Below are 17417 nucleotides of genomic sequence, written 5' to 3'. Positions count from 1 at the left end.
GCGACGACTGCGTACGATCTCGACATCCCCTCACCGGGCGGACGCCGCCGGCGACCGTCCCACGTCGCGGTGCCACCGCCCGCGACCGCGTCGTCCAGGGGGTTCCACATGCTCAGCGGGGTGCTGTTCGTCTGCCACGCCAACCTGTGCCGGTCACCGATGGCCGAGTACGCCGCCCGCCGCCTGTTCACCGGGCGACCGGTGACCGTGGCCAGCGCCGGCACCGACGCCGTCGAGGGCCTGGCCATGCATCCGTACGCGGCGGCGATCGCCGCCGAGACCGGTGACGACCCGGCCGCCTTCCGCAGCCGGCGGCTGCTGCCGGAACACCTCACCGGGGCGGTGCTGGTGCTGACCGCCACCCGGCGCCAGCGCTCCATCTGCACCGCGTTGGCGCCGGGGGCGCTGCACCGGACGTTCACGCTGCGCCAGTTCGGCCGGCTCGCCGCGGCGGCCGAACCACCGCTGGACGAGCAGGACGATCCGGTACGAGCCGCGGTGGCCGCCGCCGCGCTGGCCCGGGGGCGGTTGCAGCCCGCCCCCGCCGATGCCGACGACCTACGTGACCCGGTGGGTGGCACCCCGGAGGACTTCCGACGCTGCGCGGAGGAGATCGACCGGGCGCTGCGCCCCCTGGCCACGCTCATCGGGACAGCCGGGTGAGTTCCTGCGTGTGGTCGCTCGACTCGCCGGTGTGGGCCCCCTCGGCGTGCCGGCCACTCCTGCTGCGGTCCGCCGGCGCCGACTGGCCACCGGCCGCGGCAGCGACCACCCGGTAGGCCTCGTACTGGTACGCCTCGGTCTTGGGCACCCGGGCCATGTTGAGCACGCAGCCGAGCATCCGCACCGAGACCGAGTGCAGGGCCCGGGCGGCAGCCGCCACCTGCGCCCGCGAGGTACGTCCCTGCTGGGTGACCAACAGCGCACCGTCGGCCTGCACGGCGACCACCACACCATCGGTCACCGCGAGCAGCGGCGCGGTGTCGATGATCACGATGTCGGCGGACTCACGCAGCGCGAGCAGCAGATCCGACATGGCCTTCGAGCCGAGCAGCTCGCTCGGGTTGGGCGGCGCCGAGCCGCTGGGCAGCACGAGCAGCGACTTGTCGCCCCAACGCTGGACCACGTCGCCGACCTGCACGTCGCCGACGAGCACGTCGGTCAGCCCCACCCCCGGGTCGATGCCCAGGTAGTCGCCGACCTTCGGACGACGCAGGTCGGCGTCGACCAGCAGGACCCGCCAGCCCGCCTCCGCCAGGGCGATCGCCAGGTTGCACGACAGGGTGGTCTTGCCCTCCCCCTGCAGGGCACTGGTGACCGCGATGACCCGGGCCGGCTCGTGCACGTCGACGAAGCGCAAGTTCGTCCGCAGTTTGCGGACGGCCTCGGCCCGCGCCGAGGTGGCGGCGTCGCCGACGATCAGTGGGGCCGACCGCGCACTGGGGTCGATCGGGATCTCGCCGAGCAGCGGGCTGCCGGTCACCCGCTGCAGTCCGGCCGCGTCGCGCAGCCGCACATCTGCCATGCCGCGCAGAATCGCCAGACCGACGCCGGCCAGCAGGCCGAGCAGGGCGCCGATCGCGGTGTTGCGGGCCGGCTGCGGCGACACCGGCGTCGGGGTCACCCGTGGCCCACTGACCACCTCGATCCTGATCGGCCCCGGGCTGCCGTCCGGCCGCGTCTCGACCTTCTGTACGAGTTCGACAAACTTCGCCGAGAGCGCCTCGGTCACCCGCAACGCCCGGGTCTGGTCGGTGTCGGTGACCGACGCCCGCAGCAGCACCGTGCCGGTCTCGGTGGAGGTGCTGACCCGACGCTGGATCTCCTCGGCGGTCAGTCCGAGCTGGCTGTCGGCCACCGCGGCCTGCGCCAGCCGATCGCTGGTCAGCAGCTCCGCATAGGACTTCACCCGCTGCTGAAGGAAGAGCCCACCCTGGTAGGCATCGGTAACACCCTGGCTGGGCGTGGTGACGAAGAAGGTGACCGAGGCGACGTAGCGGGGCTGGGCCCGCACGGTGACCAACGCGGTCACGCCCAGGGCCACCATGAGGGTGACCAGGACGATCCACCAGTGCCGGCGCACCAGGCGTAGTTGGCGGTACAGGTCCATCAGACGGGCCTCCGTACCGGGCCGGTAACGCCAAAGAACTTCACGAAAACCCCCAAGGTCGACTCAATCTCGTGAAACCATTAAAGCGGGCTCATGCGGCTTATGTCCGGAGTTAGGTATTTTCTCAATGGCGGACCGTGCCCGCAGTGACCAACCGGACCGGAGGTCTGTCGGAATCGCTCCGGCTCGGAAAAAATGTGATGTCGTCGCCGAGGGCTTCGGCCGACTCGTCGCCCGGCTGTGGGAAGAGTCGCGTTCGCCCCGCTCGCGACGACCGTCGGCACTGGATAGGGTCTTGCACGGGTGTGCCGGGAAGCCTGGTCGGCGATTGGTGCCGTGCTGCCCTTCGACCGACGAGATGGACCTCACGTATGACCGACCAGACCCCGCGCCCTGAGCGCCGCGGCGTGAGCCGCCTCTTCGCCCGTACCTCCTGGCCGGAGGCGCGGTTCCTGGCCGACGTGCTGCGCACGGAGACCGTCGGTGGCGCCCTGCTGCTCCTCGGTGCCGTGATCGCGCTGGTCTGGGCCAACTCGCCGTGGGGTGACGCCTACGCGGAACTGGGACGGTGGGTGCCCTGGTCGGGCGGCGAGGCCTTGCACCTCGATCTCGACCTGGCCACCTGGGCGGCCGACGGCCTGCTGGCCATCTTCTTCTTCGTGGTCGGGCTGGAGCTCAAGCGCGAGTTCGTCGCTGGCGAACTGCGCGACCCGCGGCGGGCAGCGCTGCCGGTGGTGGCAGCGGTGGGCGGCATGGTCCTACCGGCGCTGTTCTACCTGGGCGTCAACATCGCCGGTGGTGGCGACGGGCTGCGCGGCTGGGCGATCCCGACCGCCACCGACATCGCGTTCGCGCTGGCGGTGCTGGCCGTGATCGGGGCCTACCTCCCGCAGGGGCTCCGCGCTTTCCTGCTCACCCTGGCCGTGGTCGACGACCTGCTCGCCATCACCATCATCGCGATCTTCTACACCGACGACTTCAGCCTGCTCCCACTGCTCGGCGCCCTGGTACCGATCGTACTGTTCGGTCTGCTGGTGCAGCGTCGCCGCACCTGGTGGTGGGCGCTCATCCCGCTCGCCGTGGTCGCCTGGACGCTGGTGCACTCCTCCGGAGTGCACGCCACCGTGGCCGGCGTGCTGCTGGGCTTCACCGTGCCGGTGTTGGCCGGCAAGAGCGGCCCCGGCGGTCGCCCGCTGCCCGGCCTCGCCGAGCACCTGGAACACGTGTGGCGCCCGGTCTCGGCCGGCTTCGCGGTACCGGTCTTCGCGTTCTTCGCCGCCGGCGTCTCGCTGCGCGGCGCGGACCTCGGCGCGCTGATCACCGACCCGATCGTGCTGGGCATCGTGCTCGGCCTGGTCGTCGGCAAGTGCGTCGGCATTCTCGGCTCCACCTTCCTGCTGGCCCGGTTCACCCGGGCCAGCCTGGACGAGGACATCAGCTGGTCGGACCTACTCGGCGTGTCGCTGCTGGCCGGTATCGGCTTCACCGTGTCGTTGCTCATCGGGGAGCTGGCCTTCGGTTCCGACGGCACCGAGGGCGACAACGTCAAGGCGGCGGTGCTGGCCGGCTCGTTGATCTCGGCGCTGCTGGCCACCGTGGTGCTCCGGCGGCGCAACAAGGTGTACCGGGCGATCGCCCTCAAGGAGCAGGTCGACCAGGATCAGGACGGCGTCCCGGACGTCTACCAGAAGCCCGCCGGCTGACGACGGTCTCCGCTCACCCACCTGGGAGCGCCCGGCCGACCCGATCGGCCGGGCGTTCCGCCGCTCTCGACCGCCGCCGGAAGTCCGCGGTGAGCGCGGTACGCACCAGCAGGCGCAGTGCCACGATCGCCACCAGTACGACGATCTCCGTCCAGGACTGCTCCCCGGTCAGCCGCAGCAGGCCGGCGGCGAGCAGCATGTCGAGCAGCACCCCCAGCGCCGTCGTACGGGAGCCGGTGGTCAGCAACGCCACCGTCGCCGCTAGTACACCGAGCGCCGTGATGACGGCGGACAGCAGCATCCTCATCGATTGTCGACCTGCCGCTGCTCGTGTTCGATCTCGCGCCCCAGCACGTAGTTCAGCACCGTCCGGATGGCGGCGATGGCGGCGAGCTGGCCGATCTGCGCGAAGGTCGGCGACAGCGCGGTACGCAGGATGTCCGCCGCCAGTTGGAACTCCAGGCCAAGGGTGAGGAAACGCCCCAGGGACAGCCGGATCCGAGTGAACACGGCGGCGTCGCGGTGGCGCAGGCCGTCGATCACGAACCGCAGCGCGGCCAACGTCGCACCGACGACGATGACGAACGCGCCGACGAGTTCCACCGCGGTCACCAGCAACTCGTGGCCCCGTTGGAGGATCGCCTCGACGTCCACCCCGGCGCCTTACCCGGCCTGCCTCCGGGTAGTCGGCACCGGGCCGCACGACGTCGGGCCGGTCGGCGCGGTCCTCGGGCAGGCGACGACGGAGGTCAGCGCAACTGAATCACCGCGTCGACGACGAGCCAGACACCACTGACGGCGAAGAGCGTGGCGGCGCCGTACCTGATGGTCCGTTCCGGCAGTTTCCGGCCGAGCAGCCGACCGGCGATGATCGCCAACGCGTCCGCCGCGACCATGCCGATCGTCGAGCCGATCCAGGTGCCGAACCAGCCGTACTGGGTGGCCAGCGTGATGGTGGCCAGCATCGTCTTGTCGCCCAACTCGGCGAGGAAGAAGGCGACGCCGACGGTGATCACGGCTGATCTGCCGCCGCGGGCGGCACGGCGCTCGTCGTCCTCCGTGAGCCGGTCGCCCCGCAGCGTCCACGCGCCGAAGCCGAGGAAGGCCAGACCCGCCAGCAGCGAGATCCAACCGGTCGGCAGGGCCGCGCCGAGGCCGTGGCCGATCGCCACCGAGGCGAGGTGCACCGCCGTGGTGGCGACGGTGATGCCGATCAGCACCGGCGCCGTGCGGTACCTGGTGGCGAAGGCCAAGGCCATGAGCTGGGACTTGTCTCCCAGTTCGGCGACGAAGATGACGCCGAAGCTGATCACCAGCGCGGCGAGGAACCCGTCCATGATGTCCTTCCCGGATCAGGCCGGGAGAAGGTGTGGGGACGCCCTCGACCCGGCCGCAACAGCCTGGGTCGAAGGTCTCGCCCGCCTCGCCGCAAACGAGGCCGGGTGGCCGGATGCATGACGCACCAGTATGTCGACCACGGCGTTATGGGCTACTCCCCTTCGCAGCGCCCAGCCTAGCCGATCGTTCCTGCCCGGATCACCGGGGTCCGGCGTGACGGCCGCCGAACCCCGGTCCCGAGCCGATCAGCTCCGCCGACGGGCAGCGCTCATTCGGCGCGCGCGAGGGTCACCCCGAACAGGCCACCCGGATCGGTCCAGAACCGCTCGGTACGGAAACCACCGGCGGCCAACTCCCCCGCGATCCCCTCCGGGCGGAACTTCGCCGACACCTCCGTACGCAGGTCCTCACCGGCGGCGAAGTCGACGCCGAGGTCCAGCACCGTCACCCGCATGGACCGTTCCGCCCGCAGCCGCATCTCGATCCACTCCTGTTCCGGATTCCAGAGCGCGACGTGGGCGAACCCCGCCGGATCGAAGTCGGCGCCGAGTTCCCGGTTGAGCACCCGCAACACGTTGCGGTTGAACTCCGCGGTCACCCCTGCCGCGTCGTCGTACGCGGGCACGATCACCGCCGGGTCCTTGACCAGGTCGGTGCCGACCAACAGCCAGTCACCCGCCTCCAGCGCGGCCCGCATCCCGGCGACGAACTCCGACCGTTCCTCCGGCAGCAGGTTGCCGATGGTGCCACCGAGGAAGATGACCAGCCGCCGCCCGCCGGTCGGCAGGTGCGCCAGGTGGCGCGTGAAGTCACCGACTATGCCGCGCACCCGCAGCCCCGGGTAGTCGGCGGCGAGGGCGGCGGTGGATCCGGCCAGCGCACTGGCCGAGACGTCCAGCGGCACGAAGGTGCCGAGCCCTCCGCGCTCGGTGAAGGCGTCCAGCAGCAGGCGGGTCTTCCCCGAGGAACCGGACCCCAGCTCGATGAGGGTCTTCGCGCCGGTCAGCTCGGCGATCTCCGTCGCCTGCGCGGCCAGGACGGCACGTTCGGCCCGGGTCGGGTAGTACTCGGGCAGTCGGGTGATCTCTTCGAAGAGTTCGCTGCCCCGGGAGTCGTAGAACCACCTCGGCGGCAGCCACTTCGCCGCGGCGGTCAGCCCGACGCGGACGTCCCTTCGCAGGCTGCGGCCGATGTCCCGGTCGTCGAGGTGGATCTCGAGCGGCTCAGCGCCCATCTGCGTATCCCTTCCGTCGTGTCTGACAGGTGCGTACGGACCCGGACCGTCTTCTCACCAGGCCGCCAGTGCCTGCTGGCGCAGATCGGTCGCCGTGGCCCGCACGAGTTGCCCGTCTGGCACCTCGCGCCAGCCCGGTCCGTCGTCGTGCGGTTCGGAGGCCAGCAGCACCGACGCGGGCGTGGCCCGCAGTGACAGGGCGTGCCCGGCCGCGCTGGCGACCACCGTGCGCCCGTCGGTGAGCAGCAGATTGAGCCGGGAGCCGGGCGCCGCCGCAGCCACCGAGGTCACCGTCTCGGCGACCGCCCGGGCCGGCGCGACACCGGCACGCAACCGGGCACGGACCAGTGCCCACAGCAGTGCCGAGTCGGTCGTCGCGTCGAGGGTGAGCAGGTCCCGTACGGGTAGCTCGGCGGCGAGCGGGACCATGGAGTCGGGCCAGCCCCGCACCACCCCGTTGTGGCTGAACAGCCACGGCCCCTCGGCGAAGGGCGCGGCGGCGGCATCGACGATCGCCATGCCGACGGTGGCCGAGCGGACGGCGGCCAGCACCGCGCCGGAGGAGGTGACCGCCGCCAACTCGGCGATGGTCGGGTCGCTCCAGATGGGCTGCGCCCGGCGGTACCGCACCGGCGTCTCGCCGTCCGGGTACCACCCGACGCCGAACCCGTCGGCGTTGATGGTCCCCCCGCCGCGCATGTCGCGTGGGGCCCAGGACTGACGCAGCAGCGAGTGCGGCGGATCGAACAGCAACTCCCGCAGGGTCACCGGTGGCCCCAGATAGGCCAGGTGTCGACACATCAGGCGACCGGCTTCCCGGCCGTCACCGATGCGCCTCGTCGGGCCGGGCGTCCCGGGCGCAGCGGAAGCCGCTGAAGATCTGCCGCCGGATGGGGTAGTCCCAGTTGCGGAACGTGCTGCGGCAGGCCGCCTGGTCGGTACCGAAGGAGCCGCCCCGCAGCACCTGGTAGTCGTCGCCGAAGAAGACCTCGGAGTACTCCCGGTAGGGGAAGGCGGCGAAGCCTGGATAGCCCCGGAAGGGGGTGGCGGTCCATTCCCACACGTCGCCGACGAGTTGGTGCGCCCCGAGCGGCGACACCCCTGCCGGGTAGGCGCCCACCGGTGCCGGCGACAGGTGTCGCTGGCCCAGGTTGGCGTGCGCGGAGGTGGGGTCGTCGTCGCCCCACGGATAGCGCCGGGATCGGCCGGTCGCCGGATCCCACCGGGCGGCCTTCTCCCACTCCGCCTCGGTGGGCAGCCGCTTGCCCGCCCAGGTGGCGTACGCCTGCGCCTCGTGGAAGCAGACGTGCACCACCGGCTCGTCGTCGCGGACCCGGTCCCACCTGCCGAACCGCAGGTAGGCCCAGTCGTCACCGTCCCGTCGCCAGTGCATCGGCGCACTGAGACCGTCCTGCCGGCGGTGCCGCCAGCCCGCCGCGGTCCACCAACGCGGGTCGTCGTAACCCCCGTCAGCGATGAACGCACGGTACGCACCGTTGGTCACCGGTGCGGCGTCGATGACGTACGCGGGCAGGTCCACCCGGTGGGCGGGGCGCTCGTTGTCCAACGCCCAGGGGTCGGTGTCGGTACCCATCACGAACGGGCCGGCGGGCACCAGCACCTCGGCGGGAACCCGTACGGCCGGCTCCGGTGGCGGCGGCGCGTGCAGTGCCACGGGACCGGAACGCAACTGGTGGGTGGCGAGCATCGTCTCGTCGTGCTGCTGCTCGTGCTGCACGATCATGCCGAAGGCGAAGCCGTCGGCCACCAACCGATCACCGTCGAAGGTGACACGATCCAGCAGGTCGTACACCTTTTCCCGGACCGTGGCCACGTACGCCCGGGCCTCCGGCGGCGGCAGCAACGGCAACGAGGGGCGGTCCCGACGTGGCTGCTTGAACGCGTCGTACAGGTCGTCGATGTCGCACCGGACCGGCTCCCGCCCGCCGACGTCGCGCACCAGCCAGAGCTCCTCCTGGTTGCCCACGTGCGCCAGGTCCCACACCAGCGGGGACATCAACGGTGAGTGCTGACGCATCAGGTCGGCGTCGTCCACCGCCTCGGTCAGCCGGGCGGTACGGGCGCGGGTACGCGCCAGTTCCGAGGCGATCCGGCCGCGCAGCCCTTCGGCGTCGCGGTCGATGCCGGTGTCGGTCACGGCTGACTCCTCTCCGCGGCGTCACGTCGCCGCCGTAATCCGTGGTCGATATCCCGGTGCAGGCCGGGCGGCAGATCCAGCCGCGGCAGCGCGGTCCGGGCCAGGTCGAACAGCTGAGCGGCGGCCCGGGCCAGGGTGACGTCCCGCAGCCCGTACCGCGCGGCGCGGTGCCAGCCGTCGGCGGCGGACGCGGTCACCGCCATCGCGGCGGCGATCGTGTCGGGGCCGCTGAGCAGTGCGCTGAACACCGCCAACGGCAGGATCCAGCTCCGTCCCGGTTGGGCGTCGAGGTAACGGATCTCCAGGTAGCCGCGCGGCCGCACCGGCGGGAAGAGCGTGCTGACGTGGTATTCCAGGTCGTCGACGCGGGGCGGTCGGTGCAGCGCCCCGTCGACCCAGTCGGCGAACGTGACGTCCGGCGGTGCTGTCCAGTCCGGGCCGTCGCCGCGGACGCAGAGCAGCGGCGCGGCCAGGACGTAGGCCGTCCAGGCGGCGACCGGATCCCGGTCGGCTTCGGCGGGCGTCCAGACCGGGGCGGTGCGGGCGGGATCGATGCGCCACCACGCGCCCATCCGGGCCGACGCCCAGCCGGTGTCACGGCCGGCGTGCCGGGTGGCGGTTGCGAAGGCGGCGAGCAGGGGCGGCCCGACCGCGTGTACCAGTTGCCAACGGGCCGGCATCTGCTCGGGCTGCCCGGCGTCGAGACAGATCTGCAGACCGGCCGTGCTGTACATCATCGTCCGCCCGTCGGATCCGCGACGGTCGAAGACCTGACGCATCGCGCGGTAGCGGGGAGTGTCGATCACCGGCCGGGGGTGTCGGTGCGGGTCGATACCGGCCCGGCCGAGAGTCAGGCCGGCGGCGTGCAGAAGTGTGGTGGTTTGTGCCACGTCGGACTGGGTGGCCTCGATCAGCGCGGCGACACCGGTTCGCGGCGGGGTGGAGATCTCCAGTTGGCCACCGGGTTCGACGGTGATCGCGCCGCCCTGGAACAGGCGCAGGGCCGGGCTGGTCGGGTCCAGCGTGGTGGGGCCGTACGGCCCCAGTGCCGCGCGTAGCCGCGCGGCGTCGACGGAGCGCACCGGATCGACGGCGTCGTGGACCGTCCATTCCAGCTCGACCCCGGTGAGGGTGGGTGGCCCGGTCTTGAAGCAGATCCGGGCGAGGTGCCGGGCCGCGGCGGCACGGTCCCGCAGCACCGGGATCCGGTCCACCTCGGGTGACATCACCATGCGTGGCGCCCCTTCCCGATCGATCCGCCGCCACGGTAGCCCACCCCGGTGACATCGAACCCTTGTGAACCTGAACCGCACGGTGCTGCCGCACCGGCTCCGAACGCCGGACACGTCGCCCTCGACGGGCAGGTTGACGAGGCGATTCACCCGGGGTCGGAGTCGGCGATTCCGCCACCACCTGTGTAGCAGGGGGCGACCGTGCGTCGAAGAGATTTCACAATTCGGTCGAATTCGGCGCGGAATGGAGGTGGTGCATCTTCGCGCGGACCGCCGGATGTGTGACTCAGCCGACGGCGCTTTCGGTCGGCTCCGGGTCCGGGTCGGCCAGCAGGCCGTGGCAGTACTCCTCGACGTGTTCCGCGCCGCGGGCCGCGACCACGAGTTCCTCGAAGGCCGGCGTGCGCAGGGCCTTCTCCCGCTGTCGTGCCGACTTGGCCAGATAGGCCCGACACAGGCCCGGACGGTCGGTGGTGTTGTCCGAGTTACCGGGGCCGACGTTCCCGCTGGCCCCGGGACCCGGCGTCACCGAGGCGCTCGGCGGCCACACCGACGCGCTCGGCGACTGCGCAGGTGGGGAGGCCGCGTCACCTGTCGGACCATCGGTCGGGGCTGCGGTGGCCTCGCCGGTGGGGACGGCCTCCCCGGACGGGGTGGCCTCGGTGCTGGGTGCCGGCGCGGCGGGGCTGGTGACAACCGGCGCCGAGGCCGGGCCGGGGCCGTCCAGACCGGCCGCCGCGAGGGCGACGCCCGCGGTGGCGGTGGCCGCCAGCCCGGCGATCCAGGCCACCACCCCGACGGTGAACCGGTTCCGTCGTCGCCCGGGCGTCGACGGAACCGTGCCGCGGTGGCGGGCGGTGCGGAATGCCGCGACGGCGGCCTCCTCGCCGGCCAGTTCCCGCTCCCGGGCTGGACCGGCCGCGGCCCGCAACAGGTCGGCGAGCGGGCCGGTTGAATCCGGCGTCGCCATCCGGGTGGGTCGGGCGTGCGGGGCGGCGTCCAGCAGCCGCTCGTGGTCGCCGCGCCGCGAACGGCTCAGCATCACTCGGAGTCCACGCATGTCAGCCGTCCACCGGTTCGGTCTGTGGCGGCAGGCCGGCGCGTCGCCGAGCCCGGATGTCGGCCGCGGTCGGGACATCGTCGGGTGCGGTGCTGGCAGCTCGCTGGTTTAGCAGAACGGCCAGCCGGCGCAGGCCACGGTGGGCGGCGGTACGCACCGCACCGGCCCGACGGCCGAGCACCCGCCCGGCGGTCTCGGCGTCGAGCCCGATCACGGCGCGCAGCAGGACCGCCTCGGCCTCCCGGGGCGGCAGGCTGGCGATCATCGCGAGCGCGGCCTCGGTGCCGAGACTCTCGCCCGCCCGTTCGGCGGTGTCCGCGTCCCCGGCCAACTCGCTCAGTTCCTGCACGGGCACCGACAAAGCTGGGCGACGGCGCTGCCGGCGCAGGTGGTCCATCGCCCGGTTCCTGGCGATGGTGACGGCCCAGGCACGAAACTCGCCGCCGGTGAAGGTCGGCAGGTCGCGGGCCACCTGCAACCAGGTCTCCGACGCGACGTCCTCGGCATCCGCACCGACCAGGGCGGTCAGGTAGCGCAGCAGCCCGGGCTGCAGGTTGCGGTACAGCTGGCGGAAGGCGTCCTCGTCACCGGCCCGAGCGGCGGCCACCAGCTGGTCCAGCTCACCGGTCACGGTCGCACCGCCGACGCTTCCGGGCGGCGGCACGCGTCGGCTCGGCCCACTCCGCGCCCCGCACCCCACCCCCGTCGACTTGAACGAACCGGGCTCGTGCGTGCGGCCCGGTAGCGGATTCTCGCCGACAACGCCGAGGACCACAACCTGACCGTGCGCCGGTCACCGGCGACCGGATCGGAGCTGACGTTTCGAGCGCCGACGCCGCCGGACAGCGCGGGACGGATGCACCCGCAGTGAGAATTGTCTACCCGCGCCACCGCGGTTCGCCGTAACGCGGCGCGGGCCCACGACGCTACGGACAGTCGTATCGGACCGATACCGACCACAACGTGGCGCCCTGTGCCGCCATGGTCACCCTGGGACATCCGTGGTCAGTGGTCGACGGTTGCGTCGACCGCGACACCGCGACGGCCATCGGCACCGCCCGACCCGCCGACGCGCCGTCCGAGCCCACTGTGGGTACGGTAATGCGGTGTTGTCTTCGGAGGTCGTACTCAGCGGCCGTTACCGCTTGGACGAACGTGTCGCCACCGGCGGCATGGGCGATGTCTGGCGGGCGACCGACCTGATCCTCGGACGGCAGGTCGCGGTCAAGGTACTGCTGCCCTCGCTCGTCTCCGATCCCGACTTCATCGCCCGGTTCCGCGCCGAGGCGCGGATCATGGCGGCACTGCGGCACCCGGGCATCGTGCAGGTCTACGACTGCGGTGAGGACGACCTGCCCGATGGCGGCCGGGCCGACTACCTGGTCATGGAGTTCGTCACCGGTCAGCCGCTGTCCAAGCGGATCGAGGCCGAGGGTCGCCTGGATGTGGGCCTGACCATGTCGGTGGTGGCACAGTCGGCCCAGGCGTTGCACGCCGCGCACGCCGGCGGGATCGTGCACCGCGACGTCAAACCGAGCAACCTGCTGATCCAGGAGGACGGCACGGTCGTCCTGGTCGACTTCGGCGTGGCCCGTTCGACGAACGTCACGAGCATCACCAGCACGAACGCCGTGCCGGGCACCGCCCTATATATGGCGCCCGAGCAGGCCGCCGGGCGACCGGTCTCCGGCGCGACGGACCTGTACGCGCTCGGCGCCGTCGCCTACTGCTGCCTGACCGGCAGTCCGCCGTTCACCGGCGACAACCCCCTCCAGGTTGCCGTCCGGCATCTCGACGACCCGCCACCGGAGCTGCCGCACGACATCCCGGAAGCGGTGCGGGTGCTTGTCGACCGGGCTCTGGCCAAGGACCCGGCGGACCGGTTCAGCAGCGCCGCGGCGATGGCGGAAGCGGCACGGGCGGCCGTCTCCGAGGGCGCCCTGCCGACCACTGTGGTCCCGATGACCACGCCACTGCGCGACGCCGGGCCGGACACGCGCACCGGACTGCCGGTGGTCGACGCACCGCCACCGGGGCGTCGGCGACGCGGCAAGCTGGTAGGTGCGCTGACCGCCGTGCTGGTGGGGATGACGGCGCTCGGCGCGGCGCTCGGCGCCACCCAGGAGGCGGACACCCCGGCGGTCAAGCTGCCGACCACCGCCCCGACGGTGCAGTCCACCGACGGGGAGGCGGCACCACCGAGCCCGCAGGAGAGCGCACCGGCGCAGGCGCCGTCGCTGCGTCCGGCCGGTTCGACGACCCGGCCGACCGACTCCCCGTCGCCCGAGCCGTCCTCGCCGCAGCCCAGCGAGTCGAGCGAACCCGCGCCGCCGGAGCCGAGCGCGTCAAGCTCCGACGCCCCCGAGCCGACGGGCTCGTCCAGCGCCCCCACTCCGTCGGTGTCGCCCCCATCGTCGCCGCCCAGCACACCGCCCGTGGTAGACCCGCCGCCGGACACCGACGACGGCGAGGGCGGCTGACCTCACCAGCCACAATCTCCCCGGAATTCCCGAAACGGACGTACGGCACCAGACCGCGCTCTAGGCTCCTCACCAGCAGTTATCTCCTACGGTGCGGGAGTTCGGGTGAGCGTGGAGAAGTTGGTCGTCGTCGGCCAGGGTTACGTAGGTCTGCCGCTGGCCATGCAGGCCGTCGAGGCCGGACTGGACGTGGTCGGCCTCGACGTCGACGCCGACCGGATCAAGCGCCTCGCCTCGGGCGAGTCGTTCGTGGCGGACATTCCGGCCGACCGGCTCGGCCGCGCGCTGGCCACCGGTCGGTACCGCCCGAGCACCGAGTACGCCGACGCGAAGGACTTCGACATCTGCGTCATCACCGTGCCCACTCCACTGCGCGACGGCACGCCCGACCTGAGCTTCGTGGAGCAGGCCGGTAGGGGAATCGGACCGTACCTGCGGCCCGGCTGCACGGTGGTCCTGGAGTCCACCACCTACCCCGGTACCACCGAGGAGCTGCTCCGGCCGCTGCTGGAGGCGGCCAGCGGGCTGCGCAGCCCGGGAGACTTCCACCTCGGGTACAGCCCCGAGCGCATCGACCCGGGCAACCCGACCTGGCGGCTGGCCAACACCCCGAAGGTGGTCTCCGGGGTGGACGCCGCCGCGCTGACCCGGGTCGACTCGTTCTATCGACGCCTGGTGGAGCGGACGGTGCCGGTGGACTCGACTCGGATCGCCGAGCTGACCAAGCTGATCGAGAACACCTTCCGGCAGGTCAACATCGCCCTGGTCAACGAGCTGACGATGCTCTCGCACCAGCTGAACATCGACGTGTGGCAGGCCATCGAAGCGGCCGAGACCAAGCCGTTCGGATTCATGCCGTTCCGGCCCGGGCCGGGCGTCGGCGGGCACTGCCTACCGATCGACCCCTGCTACCTCTCCTGGCAGGTCAAGCGCCGCCTCGGCCGGCAGTTCCGGTTCATCGAGCTGGCCAACGACGTCAACCACGAGATGCCCGAACACGTGACGCAACGGGTGATGGCCGGGCTGAACCGCTCCGGGCGGGCGGTCAAGGACGCCCGGCTGCTGCTGCTCGGGCTGGCGTACAAACGCAACACCGGTGACATGCGCGACTCGCCGGCCGTCGAGGTCGCCCGGCGGCTGCGGGAACTCGGTGCCGAGGTGCGGGCGGTCGAGCCGTACGCCGAGGCGCACCACCTGCCCGCCGGGGTGCTGACGGTGAGCCTGACCGAGCGGGAGCTGCGCGAGGCCGACGGCGTCGTGGTGGTGACCGACCACGACGTGTTCGACTACGACCTCGTGGTCCGGCATGCCCGATACGTCTTCGACACCCGCAACCGCTGCACCGGCCCCACCGTGGAACGTCTCTGACCAACGGTCCGCGAGCGCGGTCAGGACGGTAGAAGATCGCGCATCCGGGCGATCTCGACGGCCTGCTCGCTGGCCACGGAGGTGGCGAACTGCTCCACGGTCAGGTCGACCCCCACCTTCAACACATCGGTCGCCATCACCACCGCGCCCTCGTGGTGCTCGGTCATCATCCGCACGAAGAGACTGTCGAACTCGGCGCCTCGGGCGGCCGAGAGCCGGCGCATCGCCTCGGCCGACTGCATGCCGCGCATCGTGGCATGGTCGTGCCCGTCGACACCGGCGGAGAGTCCCCGCGCGGTCAGCCAGGCCCGCAGCACACCGATCTCCGGGCCCTGGCTGGCCCGGATCCGGTCGGCGAGGGCCCGCACCTGCGGTTCGGCGGACCGGTCGGTGGCCAGATCCGCCATCTCCAGCGCCTGCTCGTGGTGCGGGATCATCATCCGGACGAACCAGGTGTCCAGCCCGTTGTAGCGCGGTGGCGCGTCGTCGCGTACCTCGTCGGCGGGGCGTTCGACGGCTTCCTCGCCAGGACGGCCCGGCACGATGACCGGTGGCACGGAGGCGTCCGCCGGGCTCGGCGCGGGGCTGGCGGTGGAGGGCGCGGTGGCGGCGGCCGGGGCCGGATCGTCCGACGTGGAGTGACCAGCCCGCAACGCGAAGCCGCCGATGGCGAGCGCGACGACAATCGATGTGACGGCGGCAAGTAGCCGTCCGCGCCGAGTGGTCATGCCACACCTCCTCCGGGTCGAGGTCGCTGCGATCGTAACCATTCACATTAGACGTGAATTGTGACTTGGATCACATCGATGAAAGTCGTCTGCGAGTAGGGTACGGCCAACGTCACTACCCTTTCGAAGGGCGTCGCCGATGGTCGGATTGACCCTGCCACGGGGGCGGCAACTGCGTTTCGTCAGTGTGGCCGCCACCGGGCTCCTGTTCGCCAGCATCGCCGTTGCCTCACCCGGTAACGCGCAGGCCGTCGCACCGGCGGCCAACCAGTCCGCCGCAGCCGTCGAGGCACCGCTCGGTGTCGACGAGATCGCCAGCAGCCCCAACCTCAAACTGATCGCCAACCTGCCGAAGCAGGCGCCGTTCGACACCACCGCGGCGTTCGGCACCGACATCGCCTTCCAGGGCAGGTACGCCTTCGTCGGCAACTACGACGGCTTCGTCATCTACGACGTCGCCAAGCCGAGCAAGCCGAAGATCGTCTCTCAGGTGCTCTGCCCGGGCGCGCAGAACGACGTCTCCGTCTACGGTGACCTGCTCTTCCTGTCGACGGACTCGTCCCGCAACGACGACTCGTGCAGCAGCACCTCCCAGTCCGCCACGAACAAGGAATCGTGGGAGGGCATCAAGATCTTCGACATCAAGCACAAGGCCAGTCCGCGGTACATCAAGGCGGTCGAGACGGCCTGCGGCTCGCACACGCACACGCTGGTACCGGCGAAGGACAAGAAGTCGGTCTACCTGTACGTCTCCTCGTACAGCCCGAACGCCGCCTTCCCGGACTGCCAGCCGCCGCACGACTCGATCAGCATCGTCAAGGTGCCGCTGAAGAAGCCGACCGACGCGGCCGTCGTCGCCACGCCGAACCTCTTCCCCGACGGTGGCTACGAGGGTCGTACCGGCGGCTCGGCGACCACCGGTTGCCACGACATCACCGCCTACCCGACGAAGGACCTCGCCGCCGGCGCCTGCATGGGTGACGGGGTGCTGCTGGACATCAGCAAGCGGGAGGCGCCACGGGTGCTGCACACCGTGCGGGACACGACCAACTTCGCGTTCTGGCACTCGGCCACCTTCAACAACCGCGGCACCAAGGTCGTCTTCACCGACGAGCTGGGCGGTGGCGGCGGCGCCACCTGCAACGAGACCGTGGGCCCGGAGCGCGGCGCCAACGCCATCTACGACATCACCGGTCGGGGCGACCAGCGCAAGCTGGAGTTCCGCAGCTACTACAAGATCCCCCGGACCAACGGCGACACCGAGAACTGCGTGGCCCACAACGGCTCGCTCATCCCGGTCCTCGGCAAGGACATCATGGTCCAGGCCTGGTACCAGGGCGGCGTCTCGGTGTGGGACTTCACCGACTCCCGCAACCCCAAGGAGATCGGCTACTGGGAGCGCGGCCCGCTGTCGGACAGCCAGCTCATCCTGGGCGGCTCCTGGTCGGCCTACTACTACAACGGGCACATCTACTCCTCCGACATCCAGAAGGGGCTCGACGTGCTCGCGCTCAACGACTGGCGGACGTGGACGGCCAAGCTGGCCCACTTCCGCGAGCTGAACGTGCAGACCCAGCCCAGCTACCTGAGCTGGTAGGACCCAGCACACCGACCGGGCCCGGTCGCTCCCGTACGGGGGTGGCCGGGCCCGGCCGCGTCACAGCCGCATCGGTTGCCGCGTTTCCTACCGCCTGTCCCGGGTACCACGTCCGTCACGCAGGAAGGGGTGTTGAGATGACGCGCAACGAGTACCACGTGGTGCCCGACGGCACCGGCTGGAAGGTCGAGCAGGGCAGCACCGTGGTCGGGACGTACGACACGAAGCAGCGGGCGGTCGAGGTCGGGCGCGAGACGGCGCACGGCAACGAGCCCAGCCAGCTGGTGGTGCACACGGCCGACGGGAAAATCGAGACCGAGTACACCTACCAGGACGACCCGTACCCGCCCGCCGGCTGACCGGGCAGCACCCGCGGCGGCCTGCCGACACCATCCACCCGGGTGCTGTC

General features: G+C 71.5%; 17 protein-coding genes. 6 read left to right on the top strand and 11 right to left on the bottom strand.

From position 1 onward, the window contains the following. Positions 1 to 108: 108 nt before the first annotated feature. Positions 109 to 663 (top strand): low molecular weight phosphatase family protein, encoded by a 555-nt coding sequence (locus O7601_RS19170; protein ID WP_281562479.1) that lies wholly within the window; start codon positions 109 to 111, stop codon positions 661 to 663. Here O7601_RS19170 and O7601_RS19165 read toward each other — a convergent pair. Next, positions 644 to 2110, bottom strand: a complete 1467-nt coding sequence (locus tag O7601_RS19165) for a polysaccharide biosynthesis tyrosine autokinase (protein ID WP_281562478.1) — start codon at positions 2108 to 2110, stop codon at positions 644 to 646. The genes O7601_RS19170 and O7601_RS19165 overlap by 20 nt on opposite strands. 371 nt (positions 2111 to 2481) lie before the next feature. Here O7601_RS19165 and nhaA point away from each other — a divergent pair, with 371 nt between their 5' ends. After that, entirely contained in the window at positions 2482 to 3813 is a 1332-nt protein-coding gene (gene nhaA / locus O7601_RS19160; protein WP_281562477.1) for a Na+/H+ antiporter NhaA, read from the top strand. 13 nt (positions 3814 to 3826) lie between these two features. Here nhaA and O7601_RS19155 read toward each other — a convergent pair whose 3' ends face one another. The 9 genes from O7601_RS19155 to O7601_RS19115 form a co-directional block, all read right to left on the bottom strand. Next, positions 3827 to 4114, bottom strand: coding sequence for a DUF1622 domain-containing protein (locus O7601_RS19155; RefSeq protein ID WP_281562476.1), 288 nt, complete (start codon positions 4112 to 4114; stop codon positions 3827 to 3829). Positions 4115 to 4116: 2 nt separating this feature from the next. Further along, positions 4117 to 4467: a DUF1622 domain-containing protein gene (locus O7601_RS19150; RefSeq protein WP_281562475.1), complete on the bottom strand. Its 351-nt coding sequence runs from the start codon at positions 4465 to 4467 to the stop codon at positions 4117 to 4119. Positions 4468 to 4562: 95 nt separating this feature from the next. Beyond that, entirely contained in the window at positions 4563 to 5150 is a 588-nt protein-coding gene (locus O7601_RS19145; protein WP_281562474.1) for a TMEM165/GDT1 family protein, read from the bottom strand. A gap of 269 nt (positions 5151 to 5419) precedes the next feature. Next, entirely contained in the window at positions 5420 to 6385 is a 966-nt protein-coding gene (egtD, locus tag O7601_RS19140; RefSeq protein WP_281562473.1) for an L-histidine N(alpha)-methyltransferase, read from the bottom strand. A gap of 54 nt (positions 6386 to 6439) precedes the next feature. Further along, a complete protein-coding gene (egtC, locus tag O7601_RS19135) occupies positions 6440 to 7186 on the bottom strand; it encodes an ergothioneine biosynthesis protein EgtC (protein WP_281562472.1) in 747 nt (248 codons plus the stop codon). Between the two features lie 22 nt (positions 7187 to 7208). Then, positions 7209 to 8543: an ergothioneine biosynthesis protein EgtB gene (gene egtB, locus O7601_RS19130; RefSeq protein WP_281562471.1), complete on the bottom strand. Its 1335-nt coding sequence runs from the start codon at positions 8541 to 8543 to the stop codon at positions 7209 to 7211. Continuing rightward, positions 8540 to 9775: an ergothioneine biosynthesis glutamate--cysteine ligase EgtA gene (egtA, locus tag O7601_RS19125; RefSeq protein WP_281562470.1), complete on the bottom strand. Its 1236-nt coding sequence runs from the start codon at positions 9773 to 9775 to the stop codon at positions 8540 to 8542. Before egtA ends, egtB begins: the two co-directional genes overlap by 4 nt. A 286-nt stretch (positions 9776 to 10061) precedes the next feature. Continuing rightward, positions 10062 to 10817 carry a hypothetical protein gene (locus O7601_RS19120; RefSeq protein ID WP_281562469.1) on the bottom strand — a complete coding sequence of 252 codons (756 nt, stop codon included), beginning with the start codon at positions 10815 to 10817 and terminating at the stop codon, positions 10062 to 10064. A 19-nt stretch (positions 10818 to 10836) separates the two neighbouring features. Further along, positions 10837 to 11466, bottom strand: coding sequence for an RNA polymerase sigma factor (locus tag O7601_RS19115; protein WP_281562468.1), 630 nt, complete (start codon positions 11464 to 11466; stop codon positions 10837 to 10839). Between the two features lie 475 nt (positions 11467 to 11941). Here O7601_RS19115 and O7601_RS19110 point away from each other — a divergent pair, with 475 nt between their 5' ends. Both O7601_RS19110 and O7601_RS19105 read left to right on the top strand, forming a co-directional pair. After that, positions 11942 to 13315, top strand: a complete 1374-nt coding sequence (locus O7601_RS19110) for a serine/threonine-protein kinase (protein ID WP_281562467.1) — start codon at positions 11942 to 11944, stop codon at positions 13313 to 13315. 105 nt (positions 13316 to 13420) lie between these two features. Further along, positions 13421 to 14683, top strand: a complete 1263-nt coding sequence (locus O7601_RS19105; protein WP_281562466.1) for a nucleotide sugar dehydrogenase — start codon at positions 13421 to 13423, stop codon at positions 14681 to 14683. Between the two features lie 20 nt (positions 14684 to 14703). On the opposite strand, the gene O7601_RS19100 is transcribed toward O7601_RS19105, so the two are convergent. Beyond that, complete coding sequence (locus O7601_RS19100; protein WP_281562465.1) at positions 14704 to 15411, bottom strand: DUF305 domain-containing protein; 708 nt, start codon at positions 15409 to 15411, stop codon at positions 14704 to 14706. A 139-nt stretch (positions 15412 to 15550) separates the two neighbouring features. Here O7601_RS19100 and O7601_RS19095 point away from each other — a divergent pair, with 139 nt between their 5' ends. Both O7601_RS19095 and O7601_RS19090 read left to right on the top strand, forming a co-directional pair. Beyond that, positions 15551 to 17008: a hypothetical protein gene (locus O7601_RS19095; protein WP_281562464.1), complete on the top strand. Its 1458-nt coding sequence runs from the start codon at positions 15551 to 15553 to the stop codon at positions 17006 to 17008. A 137-nt stretch (positions 17009 to 17145) separates the two neighbouring features. Next, the gene (locus O7601_RS19090) at positions 17146 to 17367 is read left to right on the top strand and encodes a DUF2188 domain-containing protein (RefSeq protein WP_164447321.1); all 222 of its coding nucleotides are present in this window, start codon (positions 17146 to 17148) and stop codon (positions 17365 to 17367) included. The last annotated feature ends 50 nt before the right edge of the window (positions 17368 to 17417 follow it).

This window comes from Verrucosispora sp. WMMD573 (genome assembly GCF_027497175.1).
In the GTDB taxonomy this organism is placed as follows: domain Bacteria; phylum Actinomycetota; class Actinomycetes; order Mycobacteriales; family Micromonosporaceae; genus Micromonospora.
The sequence above is the reverse complement of the archived record's forward strand: the minus strand, read 5'-3'. Positions and strand labels throughout refer to the sequence as shown.

What these genes read in the sequence shown, in the direction of transcription:
- O7601_RS19170 (WP_281562479.1), top strand. Translation starts at nt 109, where the DNA reads ATGCTCAGCGGGGTGCTGTTCGTCTGCCACGCCAACCTGTGCCGGTCA.
- O7601_RS19165 (WP_281562478.1), bottom strand. Translation starts at nt 2,110, where the DNA reads ATGGACCTGTACCGCCAACTACGCCTGGTGCGCCGGCACTGGTGGATC.
- nhaA (WP_281562477.1), top strand. Translation starts at nt 2,482, where the DNA reads ATGACCGACCAGACCCCGCGCCCTGAGCGCCGCGGCGTGAGCCGCCTC.
- O7601_RS19155 (WP_281562476.1), bottom strand. Translation starts at nt 4,114, where the DNA reads ATGCTGCTGTCCGCCGTCATCACGGCGCTCGGTGTACTAGCGGCGACG.
- O7601_RS19145 (WP_281562474.1), bottom strand. Translation starts at nt 5,150, where the DNA reads ATGGACGGGTTCCTCGCCGCGCTGGTGATCAGCTTCGGCGTCATCTTC.
- egtD (WP_281562473.1), bottom strand. Translation starts at nt 6,385, where the DNA reads ATGGGCGCTGAGCCGCTCGAGATCCACCTCGACGACCGGGACATCGGC.
- egtC (WP_281562472.1), bottom strand. Translation starts at nt 7,186, where the DNA reads ATGTGTCGACACCTGGCCTATCTGGGGCCACCGGTGACCCTGCGGGAG.
- egtA (WP_281562470.1), bottom strand. Translation starts at nt 9,775, where the DNA reads ATGGTGATGTCACCCGAGGTGGACCGGATCCCGGTGCTGCGGGACCGT.
- O7601_RS19120 (WP_281562469.1), bottom strand. Translation starts at nt 10,817, where the DNA reads ATGCTGAGCCGTTCGCGGCGCGGCGACCACGAGCGGCTGCTGGACGCC.
- O7601_RS19100 (WP_281562465.1), bottom strand. Translation starts at nt 15,411, where the DNA reads ATGACCACTCGGCGCGGACGGCTACTTGCCGCCGTCACATCGATTGTC.
- O7601_RS19095 (WP_281562464.1), top strand. Translation starts at nt 15,551, where the DNA reads ATGGTCGGATTGACCCTGCCACGGGGGCGGCAACTGCGTTTCGTCAGT.
- O7601_RS19090 (WP_164447321.1), top strand. Translation starts at nt 17,146, where the DNA reads ATGACGCGCAACGAGTACCACGTGGTGCCCGACGGCACCGGCTGGAAG.